Here is a 17852-nt window from a genome sequence, read left to right on the forward strand (position 1 = left end):
CGAGGCCAATCAGCACCTGCTGCAGTTGTGCTTCCATCGCGACCCTGTTCACAAAGTACCGCGCCAGGGACTGTGCCGGTAGCGTGTCCCCTCGTCTGCGGGATTGTGTCTTCTGACGCCTCGCGATCCAAGAGGCTAAAACCGGGCATACGTATTCAAGGCCCTCATGAGCCTTTCGGGCCCTCGGGCCTAGAGGATTTACGCGAGTAACCGGAGGGGTTTCAGAGCGCCCGGTGGATAGCCGTGCATGCGCTTGAAAGCCCTGTTAAATGCCGCTTCGGTGGCATACCCGGCCAGCGCGGCCGCCTCCGATACGGCGGCCCTGCGCTCGGTAATCGCCGTGCGGGCCACTTGCATGCGCACGCGTGTCAGGTACTCCAGTGGTGACATACCAACGCACGCGCTGAAACGCCGTGCGAACGCTGCCCGTGACAGGTGACCGCGCTCGGCCAGCGTCGCCACGGTCCACGGCTGCGCTGGATGTTGATGCATGGCCAGTAGGGCGGTGCCGATGCGCGGGTCAGAGAGCCCCAGCAGCAGGCCGCTCTGTATGCTGCCGTCGGCCAGGCACTGGCGTACTGCATACATGAACAACGCGTCGGAGAGTTTTTCCATCATTACGCTCGCCCCAGGGGCCTCGTTCTGCGCCTCGGCAACGATCAGGCCAAGCAGGGACCCCGGCGTGCCCAGGTTGCCTTGGCCGCCCGTGGACGGTCCAGGCAGGAGCAATGAGGCGGGGAGCGAAGCCAGCAGTACCGCCGCTAACGGAGAATCGAATTCGAAATAGCCGCACAGCAGCAGTGTCACATCCGAGGCTTGCGCGTCCGGCATCGACATCAATACATGGTCGCAGGGTGAGGTGAAGATCACCGCATCCCCTGCCTGCAGTGTTGTGTCGGCGGCGACACCCGTGGTCCGCAGCAGGCATCGGCCGCTGGCAACCAGGTGGAACATGGCCTTTTGCTCGTAATCCGCGTCCACATCCCAGCGGCCGCAATGAGTGCTGCGGTGAAACACCCGCGTGCGCAAGTGCAGGTGATGCATCAATTCGCTTAGCGCGTCCATCTTTTCTCCAGACCAAGACGATCGGGTAAGTATGCGCGTGCCGTGGACATGGGCGCATTAAGTGGGGCTGCCCATACTGGTTGGCACGTAATCACACTACCAAGGACCAGCCACCATGAGCCATTTTCCCCAGCACACCCCCGAATCCGCCCCTGAGGCCGCCCGTGACAAGCTTCAGGCAGGGAAGAAGCGCTTCGGCTTCGTGCCGAATCTCTACGCACACCTGGCCGAGGCGCCGCCGGCGTTGGACGCCTACTTCGACCTGTCGAACCAGTTCGACAAAACCTCGTTCAGCTTGATCGAGCGCCAAGTGGTCATGCTGGCTGCCAGTGCCGAGAACGGCTGTGAGTTCTGTGTAGCTGCGCACTCGATGATGGCACGCAAGATGGCCAAGGCTCCCGATGCAGTGGTCGATGCGTTGCGAGCGCGTGGCACGTTACCTGATCCAAAGTTGCAGGCCCTGGCGGCGTTCACCCGCACGATGGTGCAGGAGCGTGGCTGGGTTGTCGGCGCACCGCTGGAAGCCTTTCTGGCCGCAGGTTACACCCCACGCCAGGCGCTCGAAGTGGTGTTGGGTGTCACCATGAAGACCCTGAGTAACTATGCTAACCATCTCACTGGCACCACCACCAATCCGGAGTTTGCCAGTGAGGCGTGGACGCGCCTGAAGTAAACGCAGCGTCGGGGTCACCACTGCCTGTCCGCCTGACCGTGTCGGGTGGGCGGGGAGAGGTACCGCCACTGTGGGGGGAGCGTTGCTCCAAATGCCTTGCGGTTTTACGCTCGAAATAACTATGAGCTTGCGGCGGGGCATCTTTCAGTACCTCGTCGTCAGTTGTATGAGCCAGGCGGGTGAATATTTGACCTGCTATATCCGACGCTGGCCGGTACCAAACTGCGTGATTTAAAAGCGAAAGAATAAGTGTAAAAAATGAATGGTCGAGACGGATTCTGCGTGGCCGTTTAAGTATCAAAAAGATTTCCATGAAATTACAATTTTGCAATATGTAAATTTAATCGCAGACTTTTAATAAAGTGTCCTTAGTCTAGGCGTTGATTTTATAGCGTTAAACTTGGGGGCAAAATAATGAGAAAGGTTTGTGTCGGCGTGTCTGTGGGTTTCTTGCTCGGCGTCACTGGTTCTAGCAGTGCCGAAGAAAAAACCTCAGGGAAACCCGAAGGGTTCATAGAGCAAAGCACGCTCGATTTACTTTTGAGAAATATGTATTTCAATCGCGATGTCAAAAGTGGTGGTCGTGACCCCCGAGGATGGGGGCAATCATTTCGTCTGGACTATACATCGGGATTTACTCAGGGCCTGGTTGGTTTCGGTGTTGATGCGTCTGCTTACTCAGTATTGAAACTCGATGGTGGGCCGAGAGGGTCAGGGCTTTTCCCTCTGGACGGAAACAAACCCGAAGATGAATCCAGCTCTGCGGGTGGTGCAGTGAAAATGCGCGTGTCTAAGACAATCCTCAAATACGGCGACCTTCGCCCCGATGCTCCAATATTTGCCATGCCCGACTCCAGGTTGGTCCCTATAACCACGAGGGGGTGGCATATCACCAGCGATGAGATCGCCAATGTGTCGTTGGATGCCGGGTATTTCACCTCAAGCAAGGGCTATGTCAGCACTCGCCATGATGGTGGGTTCAGTGCAGGTTATGCGGGGGTTGAGGGCGGAAATGTCAGTTATGCGGGGTTGAAGTACCGCTATGATAAAAATACAAGGTTTACGGCGTATGCCTCCCGAGTGGAGGATATATGGCGACAGTACTATGCAAATGCCAATCATGTTTTTCAAGTAGGCTCGAAAGAACAATTGGATTTTGATTTCAATATCTATAGGACGCTGAACGAAGGCAAGTCACTTGCCGGGCCTATCAATGTTACGGCCTGGTCGCTGGCCACTACCTACACCTATGATACCCATAAGATCACCTTGGCTTATCAGAAGATTAGTGGCGATCAGCCATTTGATTATCTTAAAACCTCGGACGGTGGTTACACCAACGGTATATATTTGGCGAACTCATCCCAGTACGGTGATTTCAACTCGCCCAATGAGCAGTCTTGGGGGCTTACTTATAATTACGATATGAGGGGTCTTGGTATCCCGGGCCTTTCTGTTGGCGCACGATATGTTTACGGTTACGACATTGACGGCAAGCATTTGGATGCCAATGGTCGTTATGGTTATCTGGCCGACGCTGAAACTCAGAGCGAGAAGGATTTTCGGGCTAAATATGTTGTTCAGGCGGGAACGCTCAAGGACCTTTCAATGCAGGTCCGTTATGCGATGCATCGCTTCAGTGGCGATGGTGCGCCTGATCTCAATGAGGTCAGGGTTATTACCGAGTACCCCATCAATATCTTTTAAGGCGCGTGATTTTTTCAAAGACGCGGCAGCGTCGTGTTCACCGGTCAACGTGGAGAATCCCGTGGGCATTTCGGTTTGTTCGCCGATCACGGGAAAGACCTTTGCCCGTGACCGGCACAACGCTTTGTTGGCTTAGAAAAACTCGTCCAGCAGGCAGTAAAAGGCGATGCGCTGCGCCAGGGTGTGATCGAAGGGGCATTGCGCATCGGGGAACTGTTCATGCCATTTGTCTGGACGGTTCATGGTTGTTTGCGGCTTACCGCCGTGCAATATCCGAAAAGTAAAACTTGTCCAACGTATGCCGCGATTCGGTGTACTCGAACTGCCGCCCATCCTGCAAAAACGTCTGGTTGCTCACCACAATCACATGGCTCTGACCGTCGAGGTCCAGGTGCGCCTGATCGTCCTTGCCACGTGGCAGCGCCTCGATGGTGCGCTGGGCGTAGCTGATTTGCAGCTGCAGCGTCTGCTCGATAAAGGCGTAGATCGACTGTGCGGCAATCGTCTGGTCCAGCCCGGGGATCAGGTCGGCGACGAAGTGGTTGATGTCGAGGATCACCCGTTTGCCGCCAATGCGCCGCACGCGCTTGATGCGGGTGATCAGCGTGCCGGGTTCGGCCTCGATATGCTGCAGCAGCGAGCCTTCCAGAGGTAATTGAGTGAACTCGACCACTTCGGTACGTACGTCATCGCCCAGGTCGGCGTGGGTCTCGTGGAAGCTGACGATGCCGCCCAGTTGAAACTCAATCGGGTTGGGTGACAGCACGAAGGTGCCCTTGCCATGGATTTTTTGTGCAAACCCGCGTTCCTGCAACTGCTCGATGGCCCGACGCACGGTGCCACGGCTCGCCTGGTAGGTTTCCATCAATTCGGTTTCGGAAGGCAGGCGCGTGCCGCGTTGCAGGCGTTCAGTGGTGATGCTGGCAAGCAGATCGGTGTAGATCTGGTTGTATTTACTCATGGAGAGGGCTCTGTGCCGCGTTTGCGTTCAAGGCAGGAACCTTAGAGGCAGAGGTGCGGTTTGTCCATTGGACTCACCGATAACCATCCTACAGGCCATAAATCTTTCCTGACTCGTACAGACGAGTTGTTGCTTTAACTCGTACAGACGAGTACTTTTGCCCTCGACGTGCTGCCGATAACAAGAATCCAAGGTGGAAGAACAAGCATGAGCCACGACTATTCAACTATCGCCCGCGAGATTCTCCAGAACCTCGGGGGCAGCGACAACCTTGAGCAAGCGGCCCACTGCGTGACGCGCCTGCGCCTGGCGCTCAAGGACCCGGGCCTGGTCAACGCCAGTGCGTTGAACCAGGTCGACCTGGTCAAGGGCTCGTTCTTCACCGGCGGCCTGTTCCAGATCGTTATCGGCCCGGGTGAAGTAGAGAAGGTCTACGCCGCCCTGCGCGAACAGACTGGCCTCGCCGCCGCCACCATCGCCGACGTGAAGAAGAAGGGCGCCGACAAGACCAACGCCATGCAGCGACTGGTGCGGGTGTTCTCCGATGTGTTCATGCCGATTTTGCCGGCGTTGATCATCGCCGGCCTGTTGATGGGCGTGAACAACCTGATGGGCGCCAAGGGCATGTTCATCGAGGACCAGACGCTGCTGGAGGCTTATCCGAACCTGGATGGCCTGTGGAGCTTGATCAACCTGATGGCCAACACTTCGTTTGTGTTCCTGCCGGCGCTGGTGGGCTGGTCGGCGGCCAAGCGCTTTGGCGGCAGTGAAATCCTCGGCATCGTGCTTGGCCTGATGCTGGTCCACCCGGATCTGCTCAATGCCTGGAACTACGGCAAGGCGGTGGCCGGGCTCGACGGCCAGAGCCTGCCGTACTTCGATATCCTGGGTTGGTTCCAGATCGAGAAGGTTGGCTATCAAGGCCAGATCCTGCCGATCCTGATGGCCGCCTACGTCATGAGCGTGATTGAAAAATGGCTGCGGGCGCGGGTACCGAATGCCATTCAATTGCTCGTCGTACCGATCACCACCATCGTCGTCACCGGCGTGCTGGCCCTGGCAATCATCGGCCCGGTGACCCGTCATCTCGGCATTCTGATCACCGAAGGGGTGGTCACTCTGTTCGACCTGGCGCCGATGGTCGGCGGGGCGATTTTCGGCCTGCTGTATGCGCCGCTGGTAATCACCGGCATGCACCACATGTTCCTTGCCGTGGACCTACAACTGATCTCGACCCAGGGCGGCACGTTTATCTGGCCGATGATCGTCATGTCCAACCTGGCCCAGGGCAGCGCGGCCCTGGGGGTGTTCTACATGAGCCGCAATGCGCGGGACAAAAGCATGGCCTCGACTTCGGCGGTTTCCGCCTATTTCGGCATCACTGAACCGGCGATGTTCGGGGTGAACCTGCGCTTCAAGTTCCCGTTCTATGCCGCCTTGCTCGGCTCGGCCCTGGGCGGCATTTTCCTCTCGCTGAACAAGGTGCAGGCGTCGGCCATCGGCGTCGGTGGGTTGCCTGGATTCATCTCGATCATTCCGCAGTACATCCCCAGTTTTGTGATCGGGATGGTTATCGCGATGGTCGTACCGTTTGTTCTGACCTGTGCGTTGAGCATGAAGATTGTTCGGCCGGGGTATCGCGTCGCCTGATCCATTGCTATCGCCGGCAAGCCGGCCCCTACAGGGCGATGCGGCCCGCAAGGCCGGCACACAACTCTACTGAAGGAACCCACCATGCAAGACTGGCAACACTCGGTGATCTACCAGATCTACCCCAAAAGCTTCCACAGCCACGCGGGTAACGCCACCGGTGACCTGCTGGGTATCGTGGACAAGCTCGACTACCTCCAGTGGCTGGGCGTCGACTGCCTGTGGATCACCCCGTTCCTGCGTTCGCCCCAGCGCGACAACGGCTACGACATCAGCGACTACTACGCCATCGACCCCAGCTACGGGACCATGGCCGACTGTGACTTGCTGATCAGTGAAGCGGCCAAGCGCGGTATCAAGCTGATGCTGGACATTGTGGTCAACCACACCTCCATCGAGCACGAATGGTTCCAGCAGGCGCGCAGCAGCCTCGACAACCCGTACCGCGACTTCTACATCTGGCGCGACCAGCCGAACAACTGGGAGTCCAAATTCGGCGGCTCGGCCTGGGAGTACGAGGCCCAGACCGGCCAGTACTTCCTGCACCTGTTCGACCACACCCAGGCCGACCTCAACTGGGACAATCCCCAGGTGCGTGGCGAGGTGTACAAGTTGATGCGCTTCTGGCGTGACAAAGGCGTGGGTGGCTTCCGCCTGGACGTGATCAACCTGATCTCCAAACCGGCGGGTTTTCCCGAAGACAACAGCGACGGTCGCCGTTTCTATACCGACGGCCCGAACGTGCATGAATACTTGCAGGAAATGCACCGCGAAGTCTTCGCCGGCCACGACCTGATCAACGTCGGCGAGATGTCCTCCACCAGCCTGGAACACTGCATTCGCTACTCTCGCCCGGAGTCGAAAGAACTCTCGATGACCTTCAATTTTCACCACCTGAAAGTCGATTATCCCAACCTGCAGAAGTGGGTGCGCGCCGACTTCGATTTCCTGCAGCTCAAGCAGATTCTGTCCGACTGGCAGCTGGGCATGCAGGCCGGTGGCGGTTGGAATGCGCTGTTCTGGTGTAACCACGACCAGCCGCGGGTGGTCTCGCGATTTGGCGATGATGGCGAGCACCGCGTGGTCTCGGCCAAGATGCTCGCCACCGCCTTGCACTTGCTCCAGGGCACGCCGTTTGTGTACCAGGGCGAAGAGCTGGGCATGACCAACCCGGGCTTTGACCGCATCGGGCAATATCGCGATGTCGAGACCCTGAACATCTACCGCCTCAAGCGCGATGCCGGTGAGTCAGAGGCGTCAAGCATGGCCGCGATCATGCAGAAGTCCCGCGACAACGGGCGCACGCCGATGCAGTGGAACGGCCAGGCTAATGCCGGCTTCAGCAGCGCCGAACCCTGGATCGGCATCCCGGCCAACGCGGCGCAGATCAACGTCCAGAATCAATTGGATGACCCGGATTCGGTGCTGCATCACTACCGTGCGCTGATTGCCTTGCGGCGCCTTGAGCCGCTGATCCAAGAGGGTGTCTACCGCCAACTGCTGCTGGATCACCACCAGGTCTGGGCGTATCTGCGCGAAGGTCATGGCGAACGGCTGCTGGTGCTCAACAACTTCTACGGCCAGCCCTGCGAAATCCAGCTGCCCGGCCATGTGATCAGCATGGCGGGCGCGCAACGCCTGTTGATCAGCAACTACCCCGACTGCCCGGTGCGCACCGATTGCATCACCTTGCGTCCATACGAGTCTTTTGTGCTGCACCTGACCGACTGAAACACCCCCCCCGTAGGCGCCGGCAAGCCGGCGCCTACGGGGGGGCGAACACAATAAAAATAAGGGAGCGCTTCATGAACACAAGCATAAAACTCGGTCTCGTGGCGTCTTGCCTGGGCTTGCCTTTTGCCGCCCAGGCCCTGGAATTTGCCGGCTACCTGCGCAGCGGCGCCGGTACCTCGACCGGTAGCGGCCCGCAGCAATGTTTCCAATTGCCGGGCGCGCCGTCCAAATACCGCCTGGGCAACGAATGCGAACAGTATGCCGAGCTGGAACTGCGCCAGGACCTGTTCACCCTGGATGACGGTTCGGTGCTCAGCGTCGATGCCATGGCCTCGCTGTACAACAAGTACGACCGCGAACTGAAGTTCCAGGGCGAAAACAACGGCTCGGCACGCATGCCGCAGATGTATGCGCAGTGGTCGAACATGCCCAGCCTCAACGGCGGCTCGTTGTGGGCCGGGCGACGCTACTACAAACGTAATGACATCCATATCTCCGACTTCTACTACTGGAACCAGAGCGCCACCGGCGGCGGGATCGAGGATGTGCTGATTGGCGAGCTGAAATACAGCTACGCCCTGTCGCGCAAAGACAACCTGTACCAGAAGGCATATGCCACCCGTCACGACTTCAACGTCGCGGGCTTCAAGACCAACCCCGGTGGCCAGTTGGAACTGGGCCTGAGCTACATCGAACAGGCCGGTGGTCGCGACACCCACAACGGCTGGGCGCTGACTGCCCAGCATGTGCAAAAGCCGTTCCTCGGCGGCAAGAACACATTCGCCCTGCAGTATGGCGAAGGGCCGGGCACGGGCCTGGGCTACACCGGCGACACCGCGCTGGAACGCAGCAGCAAAAGCTACCGCGCGGTGGAGTTTTTCGACTGGCAAGTGACCCCGCGTTTTGGCGGCCAGGTCGAGGCGGTGTACCAGAAGGACGTGCGTCCCGGCAGCCAGGACCAGACCTGGATGTCCCTCGGTGTACGCCCGGCGTATGCCATCAGTGAGCAGTTCAAGCTGGTCGCCGAACTGGGCCATGATCAGGTCGACGCCAGCGGCGGTACGCGCAAACTCAGCAAATTCACATTCGCCCCGACCTGGTCGCCCAAGGGCCCGGAATTCTGGGCGCGCCCGGAAGTGCGCGTGTATTACACCTATGCCAGCTGGAACGAAGCGGCCAAGCGGGCGGCCAATGAGTTGGCGGCGGGGTCGGCGTTGTCCGACACCGGCTCCTATGGCAGCGCACGGCACGGCTCCAACTTCGGTGTGCAGGTCGAATACTGGTGGAAGTAAAGGCGGCCGATGTGATGGCCCCTTATGTAGAAGCTAGCTTGCCAGCGATGGCAGCACCTCGGTCTTTTGCAGATACCGAGTCGCCAGCATCGCCGGCAAGCCAGTTCCTACAGGGATGCCGTTTCACCCCATGATTTTTACAGAACCAAACAGCAGGTGATGTCATGACCACAACTCAACCCCTGGAACTGCTGGCGCCCCTGGCGGGAGTGCTGCTGCCCCTGGATCAGGTGCCGGATCCGGTGTTTTCCAGCCGGCTGATTGGCGACGGTGTGTGTATCGATCCCGTCTCGCAGACCCTCTGCGCGCCGCTGGCCGGGGTGATCAGCAATATCCAGGACAGTGGTCATGCCGTCAGCGTCACTGACGAGCACGGTGTGCAGGTATTGATGCATATCGGCCTGGATACCGTGAACCTGGGGGGCAAGGGTTTCACCCGGCTGGTCGAGGAAGGCCAGCGGGTAGCGGCGGGGCAGCCGCTGATTGAGTTTGATGCCGACTACATTGCGCTCAATGCCCGCAGCTTGCTGACCTTGATGCTGGTGGTCAGCGGCGAGCCCTTTACGTTGCTGGCGGCGGGCACCGGGCGGGTGGAAGCCGGGCAACCGTTGCTGCGTGTGACACCGTTGGTAAGCGCCGCCAATGACGAGGAGGATGAGGGTGACGCCCTGTTCTCCAAGCCCCTGACGCTGCCCAATGCCAACGGTTTGCATGCCCGCCCGGCGGCAGTACTGGCCCAGGCCGCGAAGGGTTTCAATGCGAGCATCTGCCTGCACAAGCAAACCCAGAGCGCCAACGCCAAGTCCCTGGTGGCGATCATGGGTTTACAAACGGTGCAGGGCGATATTTTGCAGGTGAGCGCGGCGGGGGAGGAGGCCGCCGCGGCGATCCAGGCGTTGGTTACGCTGTTGGTGGAGGGGTGTGGCGAAACCGTTGCGGTGGCGGCGGAGGAGCTTGAACCGGTTGCACCGGTATCATCGGCGACCGTGTTGCGCGGCGTGTGCGCATCGCCAGGTTCGGCGTTTGGGCAGGTGGTCCAGGTGGCGGAACCGCCGTTGAACATCCCCGAGGTCGGTGGCGCCGAGGCGGTCGAGCGTGCTGCACTGGAGCGCGGCTTGAGGGCGGCAACCGAGGCGCTGCAAACCCTGCAAGCCAAGGCCAATGGCAGTGCGCAGGCCGAGATCTTCCGGGCGCATCAAGAGTTGCTCGAAGACCCGACCCTGCTTGAAAAGGCCCACGGCCTGCTCGCCGCAGGCAAGAGCGCCGCCTTCGCCTGGAACAGCGCCACGGCGGCCACCGCCGAACTGTTTCAGGGCCTGGGCAATGCGTTGCTCGCCGAACGTGCGGCAGACCTCGCCGATGTCGGCCAGCGTGTGCTCAAACTGATCCTGGGGATCCAGGACCGCGCATGGGACCTGCCCGAACGCGCGATCCTGATTGCCGAGCAGTTGACACCTTCGCAAACTGCCAGCCTGGATACCCGCAAGGTCCTGGGTTTTGTCACTGTCGGTGGCGGCGCTACCAGCCACGTCGCGATCCTCGCCCGGGCCCTGGGCTTGCCGGCCTTGTGTGGGGCGCCGGCGCAGGTGCTGGCGCTGGCCAACGGCAAGCAGGTGCTGCTCGATGCCGGCCAGGGCGAATTGCACCTGGAGCCGAATCTGGCCGAGATCGAGCAACGGGAAGCGGCGCGCAAACAGCAAGTGCTGCGGCGTCAGCGTGAAGTGGCGCAGGCCGCTTTGCCTGCGATTACCCGCGACGGTCATCACGTCGAAGTCACCGCCAACGTCGCCTCGTTGCAGGAGGTGGAGCAGTCCCTGACCCTGGGTGGCGAAGGGGTCGGCCTGTTGCGCTCAGAGTTCCTCTATCTGGACCGCAACCGCGCGCCCAGCCCCGAGGAACAGGCCGGTACCTACAGCGCCATCGCCCGCACCCTGGGGCCCGAGCGCAATCTGGTGGTGCGCACCCTTGATGTCGGTGGCGACAAGCCGCTGGCCTATGTGCCGATGGCTGCCGAGACCAACCCGTTCCTCGGCCTGCGCGGCATTCGCCTGTGCCTGGCGCGCCCCGAGCTGCTGCGCGAGCAATTGCGGGCAATCCTCGCCAGTGCAGGCTTGGCACGCTTGCACATCATGTTGCCGATGGTCAGCCTGCTGTCGGAGCTGCACCAGGCCCGTCGGATCCTCGAAGAGGAAGCGGCGGCCCTGGGGCTGGCCGAATTGCCGAAGCTGGGCATCATGGTCGAGGTGCCGTCAACGGCATTGATGGCAGATGTGTTCGCCCCCCATGTGGATTTTTTCTCCATCGGCACCAACGACCTGACCCAATACACCCTGGCCATGGACCGCGACCACCCGCGCCTGGCCAGCCAGGCCGACAGTTTTCACCCGGCGGTGCTGCGCTTGATCGCCACCACAGTCAAGGCCGCCCACGCTCACGGCAAGTGGGTGGGCGTGTGCGGTGCGCTGGCATCCGAGGCGCTGGCGGTGCCGATGTTGATCGGGCTGGGGGTGGACGAGCTGTCCGTCAGCGTGCCGCTGATCCCGAGTATCAAGGCCACGGTGCGTGAGCTGGACCTGGCGGATTGCCAATTGATCGCCCATCAGGTGTTGAACCTGGAAGAGGCCGCCCAGGTGCGCGAGGCCTTGAGCCAGTACCACGCGGCGACCGTCGACACTTCATTGGTTGTGGAGAACTGAGTATGTTCGAGAAATTGCAGCAGGCGTTCTGGAAGGCCCTGACGCCGGACCTGGTGGCGGAAACGGTGCTCGCCGAGCCGAAGGCTGAGGCGATGTTGGCGCCGGCGGTGCTGAGTGCGCTGGGTGGGGCGAGTAATCTCAAGTCACAACAGCGCGTGGCATTGACGCGGATCCGCGTGCAGCTACAGGACACGACACGGGTGGATGAGGGGGCGTTGAAGGCGGCGGGGATTGCGGCGGTGATGGTGCTGGCGGACGGGACCGTGCATCTGCTCACCGGCCTGTAGAACATCACAAAACCCCATGTGGGAGCGGGCTTGCCCGCGATAGCGGTGGGTCAGTAAAGGCCTGTGTTACCTGATGCAACGCCATCGCGGGCAAGCCCGCTCCCACACACGTTCGCACCCACATTGTTTTGTTGCGTTTGGGAGAGGTGTTTAGAGCTGCGGGCTGTTTTCGGGTGGCTTGGTTTTGTCCACACCCGGCACATGCAGGTTGCCCTCCACGACCTGGTTGCCTTCCAGCTGCGGCTGGGTCACCCAGGTCAGGATGTCGTAGTAACGGCGGATGTTGGCCACGAAGTGCACGGGTTCGCCGCCTCGGGCGTAGCCGTAGCGGGTCTTGCTGTACCACTGCTTCTGCGACAGGCGCGGCAGCATTTTCTTCACGTCCAGCCATTTGTTGGGGTTCAGGCCTTCCTTTTGTGCCAGCTTGCGCGCGTCATCCAGGTGCCCACCGCCGACGTTGTAGGCCGCCAGGGCAAACCAGGTGCGATCAGGTTCGAGAATCTTGTCGTCCAGTTCGCTCTTGATCATCGCCAGGTACTTGGCGCCCCCCTTGATGCTTTGCCGCGCATCCAGGCGGTTGGACACACCCATGGCCTGGGCGGTGTTCTGGGTCAGCATCATCAGGCCGCGCACACCGGTCTTGGAGGTGACAGCCGGTTGCCACAGCGATTCCTGGTAGCCAATGGCTGCCAATAGTCGCCAATCGACCTTTTCTTCCTTGGCCGAGGTCTTGAAGAACTTCTCGTACTTGGGCAGGCGCTGCTGCAAGTGCTGGGCAAAGGTGTAGGCGCCGACGTAGCCCAGTACATCGACATGCCCGTAGTAACGATCCTTGAGGCGCTGCAGGGTGCCGTTCTTCTCGACCTTGTCGAGGTAGCTGTTGACCTCGTTGAGCAGGCTGTTGTCTTCACCGGCAGCCACGGCCCAGCTCTGGTGACGGGCGTCGCCCAGGTCGAAGGCCACCCGCACGTTGGGGAAGTACACCTGGTTCATCGCCACTTCATTGGAGTCGACCAGGGTCAGGTCGATCTGCCCTTCGTCGACCATGCGCAGCAGGTCGACCACCTCAACGGCATCGGACTCTTCGTATTCAATCGCGGGATTCTGCTTTTTCAGCTCGGCCAGCTGTTCGGCGTGGGTGCTGCCCTTGAGCACCATGATCTTCTTGCCCACCAGGTCGGCGGCGTTGGTGGGGCGGGACTGGCCATTGCGGTAGATGATCTGCGGGGTGACTTCCAGGTACGGGTGGGAGAAGCGCACCTGCTGTTTACGCTGCTCGCTGCTGACCAGGCCGGCGGCGGCCAATACCGGGCCGTTGGGTTTGCCCAACTGGCCGAACAGGTCATCGAGGTTGTCGGCCGTCTCGATTTCCAGTTTTACCCCCAGGTCGTCGGCAAAGCGCTTGACCAGTTCGTATTCGAAACCGGTTTCGCCATTGCGGTCCTGGAAATAAGTGGCCGGGCTGTTTCGGGTAATCACCCGCAATACGCCATCCTCCTTGATTCGCTCGAGCGTGCTGGGCTTATCAACACAGGCGCTGAGCATCAGGAAGAGTCCGGTAGCGATGAGCCATTTGGCGCATCGCGGGCGCAAAGCAGTTGGGGAGAACATCTGCGCAGTATACGCAAACGGCCCACGGCGCCATATCTCGACAGCATGGGCGTTGTCTGCTAGCGCCCGCGAAACTGTGCTGCAGCCCGCAGAAACGTGGCCTGGGGCGCGATTGTGACGGTTAAAATAACTGCGCCTCAGGGGCCCGAGACGGTGCATTCCCCGCCAACTGACGTTCGGCAGCGGCCAGCCGTGCCGTTTCGGGTGCCGTTGGCGCAGGTTTACGCTAGAATGCACGGCCTCAAAGCACACCCCCTTCCCGAGGCTGTCCCGAAGATGTTGATCCTGCGCGGCGCTCCTGCCCTTTCTGCCTTTCGCCACAGCAAACTCCTTGAGCAACTGAGCCAGAAGGTTCCAGCTGTCACTGGCTTGTATGCTGAATTTGCTCACTTCGCCGACGTCAACGGCGTTTTGACCGCCGACGAACAGCAAGTGCTGGCACGCCTTCTGAAGTACGGCCCCAGCGTTCCCGTTCAAGAGCCGACCGGCCGCTTGTTCCTGGTTCTGCCACGGTTCGGCACCATCTCGCCCTGGTCGAGCAAGGCCAGCGATATCGCCCGCAACTGCGGCCTGGAAAAAATCCAGCGCCTGGAACGCGGGATCGCCTTCTACGTGGCTGGCCAGTTCAGCGATGCCGAAGCCGAACTGATCGCCAGCAGCCTGCACGACCGCATGACCCAGATCATCGTCAGCCAGCTGGAACGGGCCGCCGGTCTGTTCAGCCACGCCGAACCCAAGCCGCTGACCGCGATTGACGTGCTCGGCGGTGGCCGCGCCGCCCTCGAGAAGGCCAACACCGAACTGGGCCTGGCCCTGGCCGAAGACGAGATTGACTACCTGGTCAATGCCTTCAACGGCTTGAAGCGCAACCCCCACGACATCGAACTGATGATGTTCGCCCAGGCCAACTCCGAGCACTGCCGCCACAAAATCTTCAACGCCAGTTGGGATATCGACGGCCAGAGCCAGGAAAAAAGCCTGTTCGGCATGATCAAGAACACCTACGTGATGCACAGCGAAGGCGTTTTGTCGGCGTATAAGGACAACGCCTCGGTGATCGTCGGCAGCGTCGCCGGCCGTTTCTTCCCGGACCCTGAAACCCGCCAGTACGGCGCGGTGCAGGAGCCGGTGCACATCCTGATGAAAGTCGAGACCCACAACCACCCGACCGCGATTGCCCCGTTCCCGGGCGCAGCCACCGGTTCCGGCGGCGAGATCCGTGATGAAGGTGCAACCGGCCGTGGCGCCAAGCCCAAGGCGGGCCTGACCGGTTTCACCGTGTCCAACCTGCAGATCCCCGGCTTCGAGCAGCCGTGGGAAGTGCCATACGGCAAGCCTGAGCGCATCGTTACCGCGCTGGACATCATGATCGAAGGCCCGCTGGGCGGCGCCGCGTTCAACAACGAATTCGGGCGCCCGGCCCTGACCGGTTACTTCCGTACCTTCGAGCAGTCCATCAGCACCCCCCGTGGCGATGAAGTGCGCGGTTACCACAAGCCGATCATGTTGGCCGGCGGCATGGGCAACATCCGTGAAGACCACGTGCAGAAGGGCGAGATCCTCGTCGGCTCCAAGCTGATCGTGCTCGGCGGCCCGGCGATGCTGATCGGCCTGGGTGGCGGCGCGGCGTCTTCCATGGCCACCGGCACCAGCTCGGCGGACCTGGACTTTGCTTCCGTACAGCGCGAAAACCCGGAAATGGAGCGTCGCTGCCAGGAAGTCATCGACCGTTGCTGGCAGTTGGGTGACAAGAACCCGATCAGCTTTATCCACGACGTCGGTGCCGGTGGTTTGTCCAACGCCTTCCCGGAACTGGTCAACGATGGCGACCGTGGTGGCCGCTTCGAGCTGCGCAATATTCCAAACGACGAGCCGGGCATGGCCCCGCACGAAATCTGGAGCAACGAATCCCAGGAACGCTACGTGCTGGCGGTTGGTCCTGAAGACTTCCCACGCTTCCAGGCCATCTGCGAACGTGAGCGTTGCCCGTATGCCGTGGTTGGCGAGGCTACTGCCGAGCCGCAACTGACCGTTACCGACAGCCATTTCGGCAACAACCCGGTGGATATGCCCCTGGAAGTACTGCTGGGCAAGGCCCCGCGTATGCACCGTTCGGCGGTACGTGAAGCGGAGCTGGGTGACGATTTCGACCCAAGCACCCTGGAACTGGCCGACAGCATCGAACGTGTGCTGCACCACCCGGCCGTGGCGAGCAAAAGCTTCCTGATCACCATCGGCGACCGCACCATCACCGGCCTGGTTGCCCGTGACCAGATGGTCGGCCCATGGCAGGTGCCGGTGGCTGACGTTGCCGTCACCGCCACCAGCTTCGACGTGTACACCGGCGAAGCCATGGCCATGGGCGAGCGCACGCCGCTGGCCCTGCTGGACGCCCCGGCGTCGGGCCGCATGGCCATTGGCGAAACCATCACCAACATCGCTGCGTCGCGCATTGGCAAGCTGTCCGATATCAAATTGTCGGCCAACTGGATGTCCGCTGCCGGCCACCCGGGTGAAGATGCGCGTCTGTACGACACCGTCAAGGCCGTCGGCATGGAGCTGTGCCCGGAACTGGGGATCACTATTCCGGTGGGCAAGGACTCCATGTCCATGGCCACCCGTTGGAGCGAAGAGGGCGGCGACAAGAGCGTCACCTCGCCGCTGTCGCTGATCGTCACCGGCTTTGCGCCGGTCACCGATATCCGCCAGACCCTGACCCCGCAACTGCGCATGGACAAGGGCACCACCGACCTGATCCTGGTCGACCTGGGCCGTGGCCAGAACCGCATGGGCGCCTCGATCCTTGCCCAGACCCACGGCAAGCTTGGCAAGCAGGCACCGGACGTCGATGACGCCGAAGACCTGAAAGCCTTCTTTGCAGTGATCCAGGGCCTGAATGCCGACGGTCACCTGCTGGCCTACCACGACCGCTCCGACGGTGGTTTGCTGACCAGCGTTGTGGAAATGGCCTTCGCCGGTCACTGCGGCCTGAGCCTGAACCTCGACGGCCTGGCGGAAACTTGCGCCGATATCGCCGCCATCCTGTTCAACGAAGAGTTGGGTGCAGTGATTCAGGTGCGCCAGGACGCCACCCCGGACGTACTGGCACAGTTCAGCGCTGCTGGCCTGGGCGATTGCGTGGCGGTGGTCGGCCAGCCGATCAACAACGGTGTGATCAATATCGTCTTCAACGGCGACACTGTGTTTGAAGGCCAGCGCCGCCTGCTGCAACGCCAGTGGGCCGAGACCAGCTACCAGATCCAGCGCCTGCGCGACAACGTCGACTGTGCCGAGCAGGAATTCGACGTGATCCTGGAAGAAGACAACCCGGGCCTGAGCACCAAGCTCAGCTTCGACGTCAACCAGGACATCGCTGCGCCCTACATCAAGAAAGGTATCCGCCCACAGGTTGCCGTACTGCGTGAGCAGGGCGTCAACGGCCAGGTGGAAATGGCGGCGGCGTTCGACCGCGCCGGCTTCAATGCGATCGATGTGCACATGAGCGATATCCTCGCCGGTCGCGTTGACCTCAATGAGTTCAAGGGCCTGGTGGCTTGCGGTGGTTTCTCCTACGGCGATGTGCTGGGTGCCGGTGAGGGCTGGGCCAAGTCGGCTCTGTTCAACAGCCGTGCCCGCGATGCGTTCCAGGGCTTCTTCGAGCGCAACGACAGCTTCACCCTGGGTGTGTGCAACGGTTGCCAGATGATGTCCAACCTCAGCGAACTGGTCCCGGGCAGCGAGTTCTGGCCGCACTTTGTGCGCAACCGGTCCGAGCAGTTCGAAGCCCGTGTGGCCATGGTGCAGGTGCAGGAGTCGAACTCGATCTTCCTGCAAGGCATGGCCGGCTCGCGCATGCCGATCGCCATTGCCCACGGTGAAGGCCATGCCGAGTTCGAAAGCGAGGAAGCACTGCTGGAAGCCGATTTGTCCGGCACCGTGGCCCTGCGTTTTGTCGACAACCACGGCAAGGTCACCGAAAACTACCCGGCCAACCCGAACGGCTCGCCGCGCGGGATCACCGGGCTGACCAGCCGTGATGGCCGCGTGACCATCATGATGCCGCACCCGGAGCGGGTGTTCCGCGCTGTGCAGAACTCGTGGCGCCCTGAAGAGTGGAACGAAGACGGTGCGTGGATGCGCATGTTCCGCAACGCTCGCGTGTGGGTGAACTAAGGC

At 61.0% G+C, this 17852-nt stretch carries 11 protein-coding genes; 8 read left to right on the plus strand and 3 right to left on the minus strand.

What is annotated here, in order from left to right:
- Positions 1 to 198 precede the first annotated feature (198 nt).
- A complete protein-coding gene (locus HZ99_RS23165; RefSeq protein WP_038446330.1) occupies positions 199 to 1065 on the minus strand; it encodes an AraC family transcriptional regulator in 867 nt (288 codons plus the stop codon).
- 115 nt (positions 1066 to 1180) lie between these two features.
- Here HZ99_RS23165 and HZ99_RS23170 point away from each other — a divergent pair, with 115 nt between their 5' ends.
- Both HZ99_RS23170 and HZ99_RS23175 read left to right on the plus strand, forming a co-directional pair.
- Positions 1181 to 1738, plus strand: a complete 558-nt coding sequence (locus HZ99_RS23170; protein WP_038446331.1) for a carboxymuconolactone decarboxylase family protein — start codon at positions 1181 to 1183, stop codon at positions 1736 to 1738.
- A gap of 435 nt (positions 1739 to 2173) precedes the next feature.
- Positions 2174 to 3445: an OprD family porin gene (locus HZ99_RS23175; protein ID WP_038446332.1), complete on the plus strand. Its 1272-nt coding sequence runs from the start codon at positions 2174 to 2176 to the stop codon at positions 3443 to 3445.
- 256 nt (positions 3446 to 3701) lie between these two features.
- Here the strand turns inward: HZ99_RS23175 and treR are convergent, their stop codons facing one another.
- Positions 3702 to 4406, minus strand: a complete 705-nt coding sequence (gene treR, locus HZ99_RS23180) for a trehalose operon repressor (RefSeq protein WP_038446333.1) — start codon at positions 4404 to 4406, stop codon at positions 3702 to 3704.
- 207 nt (positions 4407 to 4613) lie between these two features.
- Between treR and treP the strand changes: the two genes are divergently transcribed.
- The 5 genes from treP to HZ99_RS23205 all read left to right on the plus strand — a co-directional run bounded on the left by treP (position 4614) and on the right by HZ99_RS23205 (position 12065).
- Positions 4614 to 6056, plus strand: coding sequence for a PTS system trehalose-specific EIIBC component (treP, locus tag HZ99_RS23185; RefSeq protein ID WP_038446334.1), 1443 nt, complete (start codon positions 4614 to 4616; stop codon positions 6054 to 6056).
- Between the two features lie 84 nt (positions 6057 to 6140).
- Entirely contained in the window at positions 6141 to 7787 is a 1647-nt protein-coding gene (treC, locus tag HZ99_RS23190) for an alpha,alpha-phosphotrehalase (RefSeq protein WP_038446335.1), read from the plus strand.
- Between the two features lie 74 nt (positions 7788 to 7861).
- On the plus strand, positions 7862 to 9082 hold the full coding sequence (locus HZ99_RS23195; protein ID WP_038446336.1) for a maltoporin: 1221 nt from the start codon (positions 7862 to 7864) through the stop codon (positions 9080 to 9082).
- 164 nt (positions 9083 to 9246) lie between these two features.
- Entirely contained in the window at positions 9247 to 11778 is a 2532-nt protein-coding gene (gene ptsP / locus HZ99_RS23200) for a phosphoenolpyruvate--protein phosphotransferase (protein ID WP_038446337.1), read from the plus strand.
- 2 nt (positions 11779 to 11780) lie between these two features.
- Complete coding sequence (locus tag HZ99_RS23205; RefSeq protein WP_038446338.1) at positions 11781 to 12065, plus strand: PTS transporter subunit EIIB; 285 nt, start codon at positions 11781 to 11783, stop codon at positions 12063 to 12065.
- A gap of 150 nt (positions 12066 to 12215) precedes the next feature.
- Here HZ99_RS23205 and mltF read toward each other — a convergent pair whose 3' ends face one another.
- On the minus strand, positions 12216 to 13676 hold the full coding sequence (gene mltF, locus HZ99_RS23210; RefSeq protein WP_038446340.1) for a membrane-bound lytic murein transglycosylase MltF: 1461 nt from the start codon (positions 13674 to 13676) through the stop codon (positions 12216 to 12218).
- 276 nt (positions 13677 to 13952) lie between these two features.
- Here mltF and purL point away from each other — a divergent pair, with 276 nt between their 5' ends.
- Positions 13953 to 17849 (plus strand): phosphoribosylformylglycinamidine synthase, encoded by a 3897-nt coding sequence (gene purL, locus HZ99_RS23215; RefSeq protein ID WP_038446341.1) that lies wholly within the window; start codon positions 13953 to 13955, stop codon positions 17847 to 17849.
- Positions 17850 to 17852: the final 3 nt, after the last annotated feature.

Source organism: Pseudomonas fluorescens, from assembly GCF_000730425.1.
GTDB lineage: Bacteria > Pseudomonadota > Gammaproteobacteria > Pseudomonadales > Pseudomonadaceae > Aquipseudomonas > Aquipseudomonas fluorescens_X.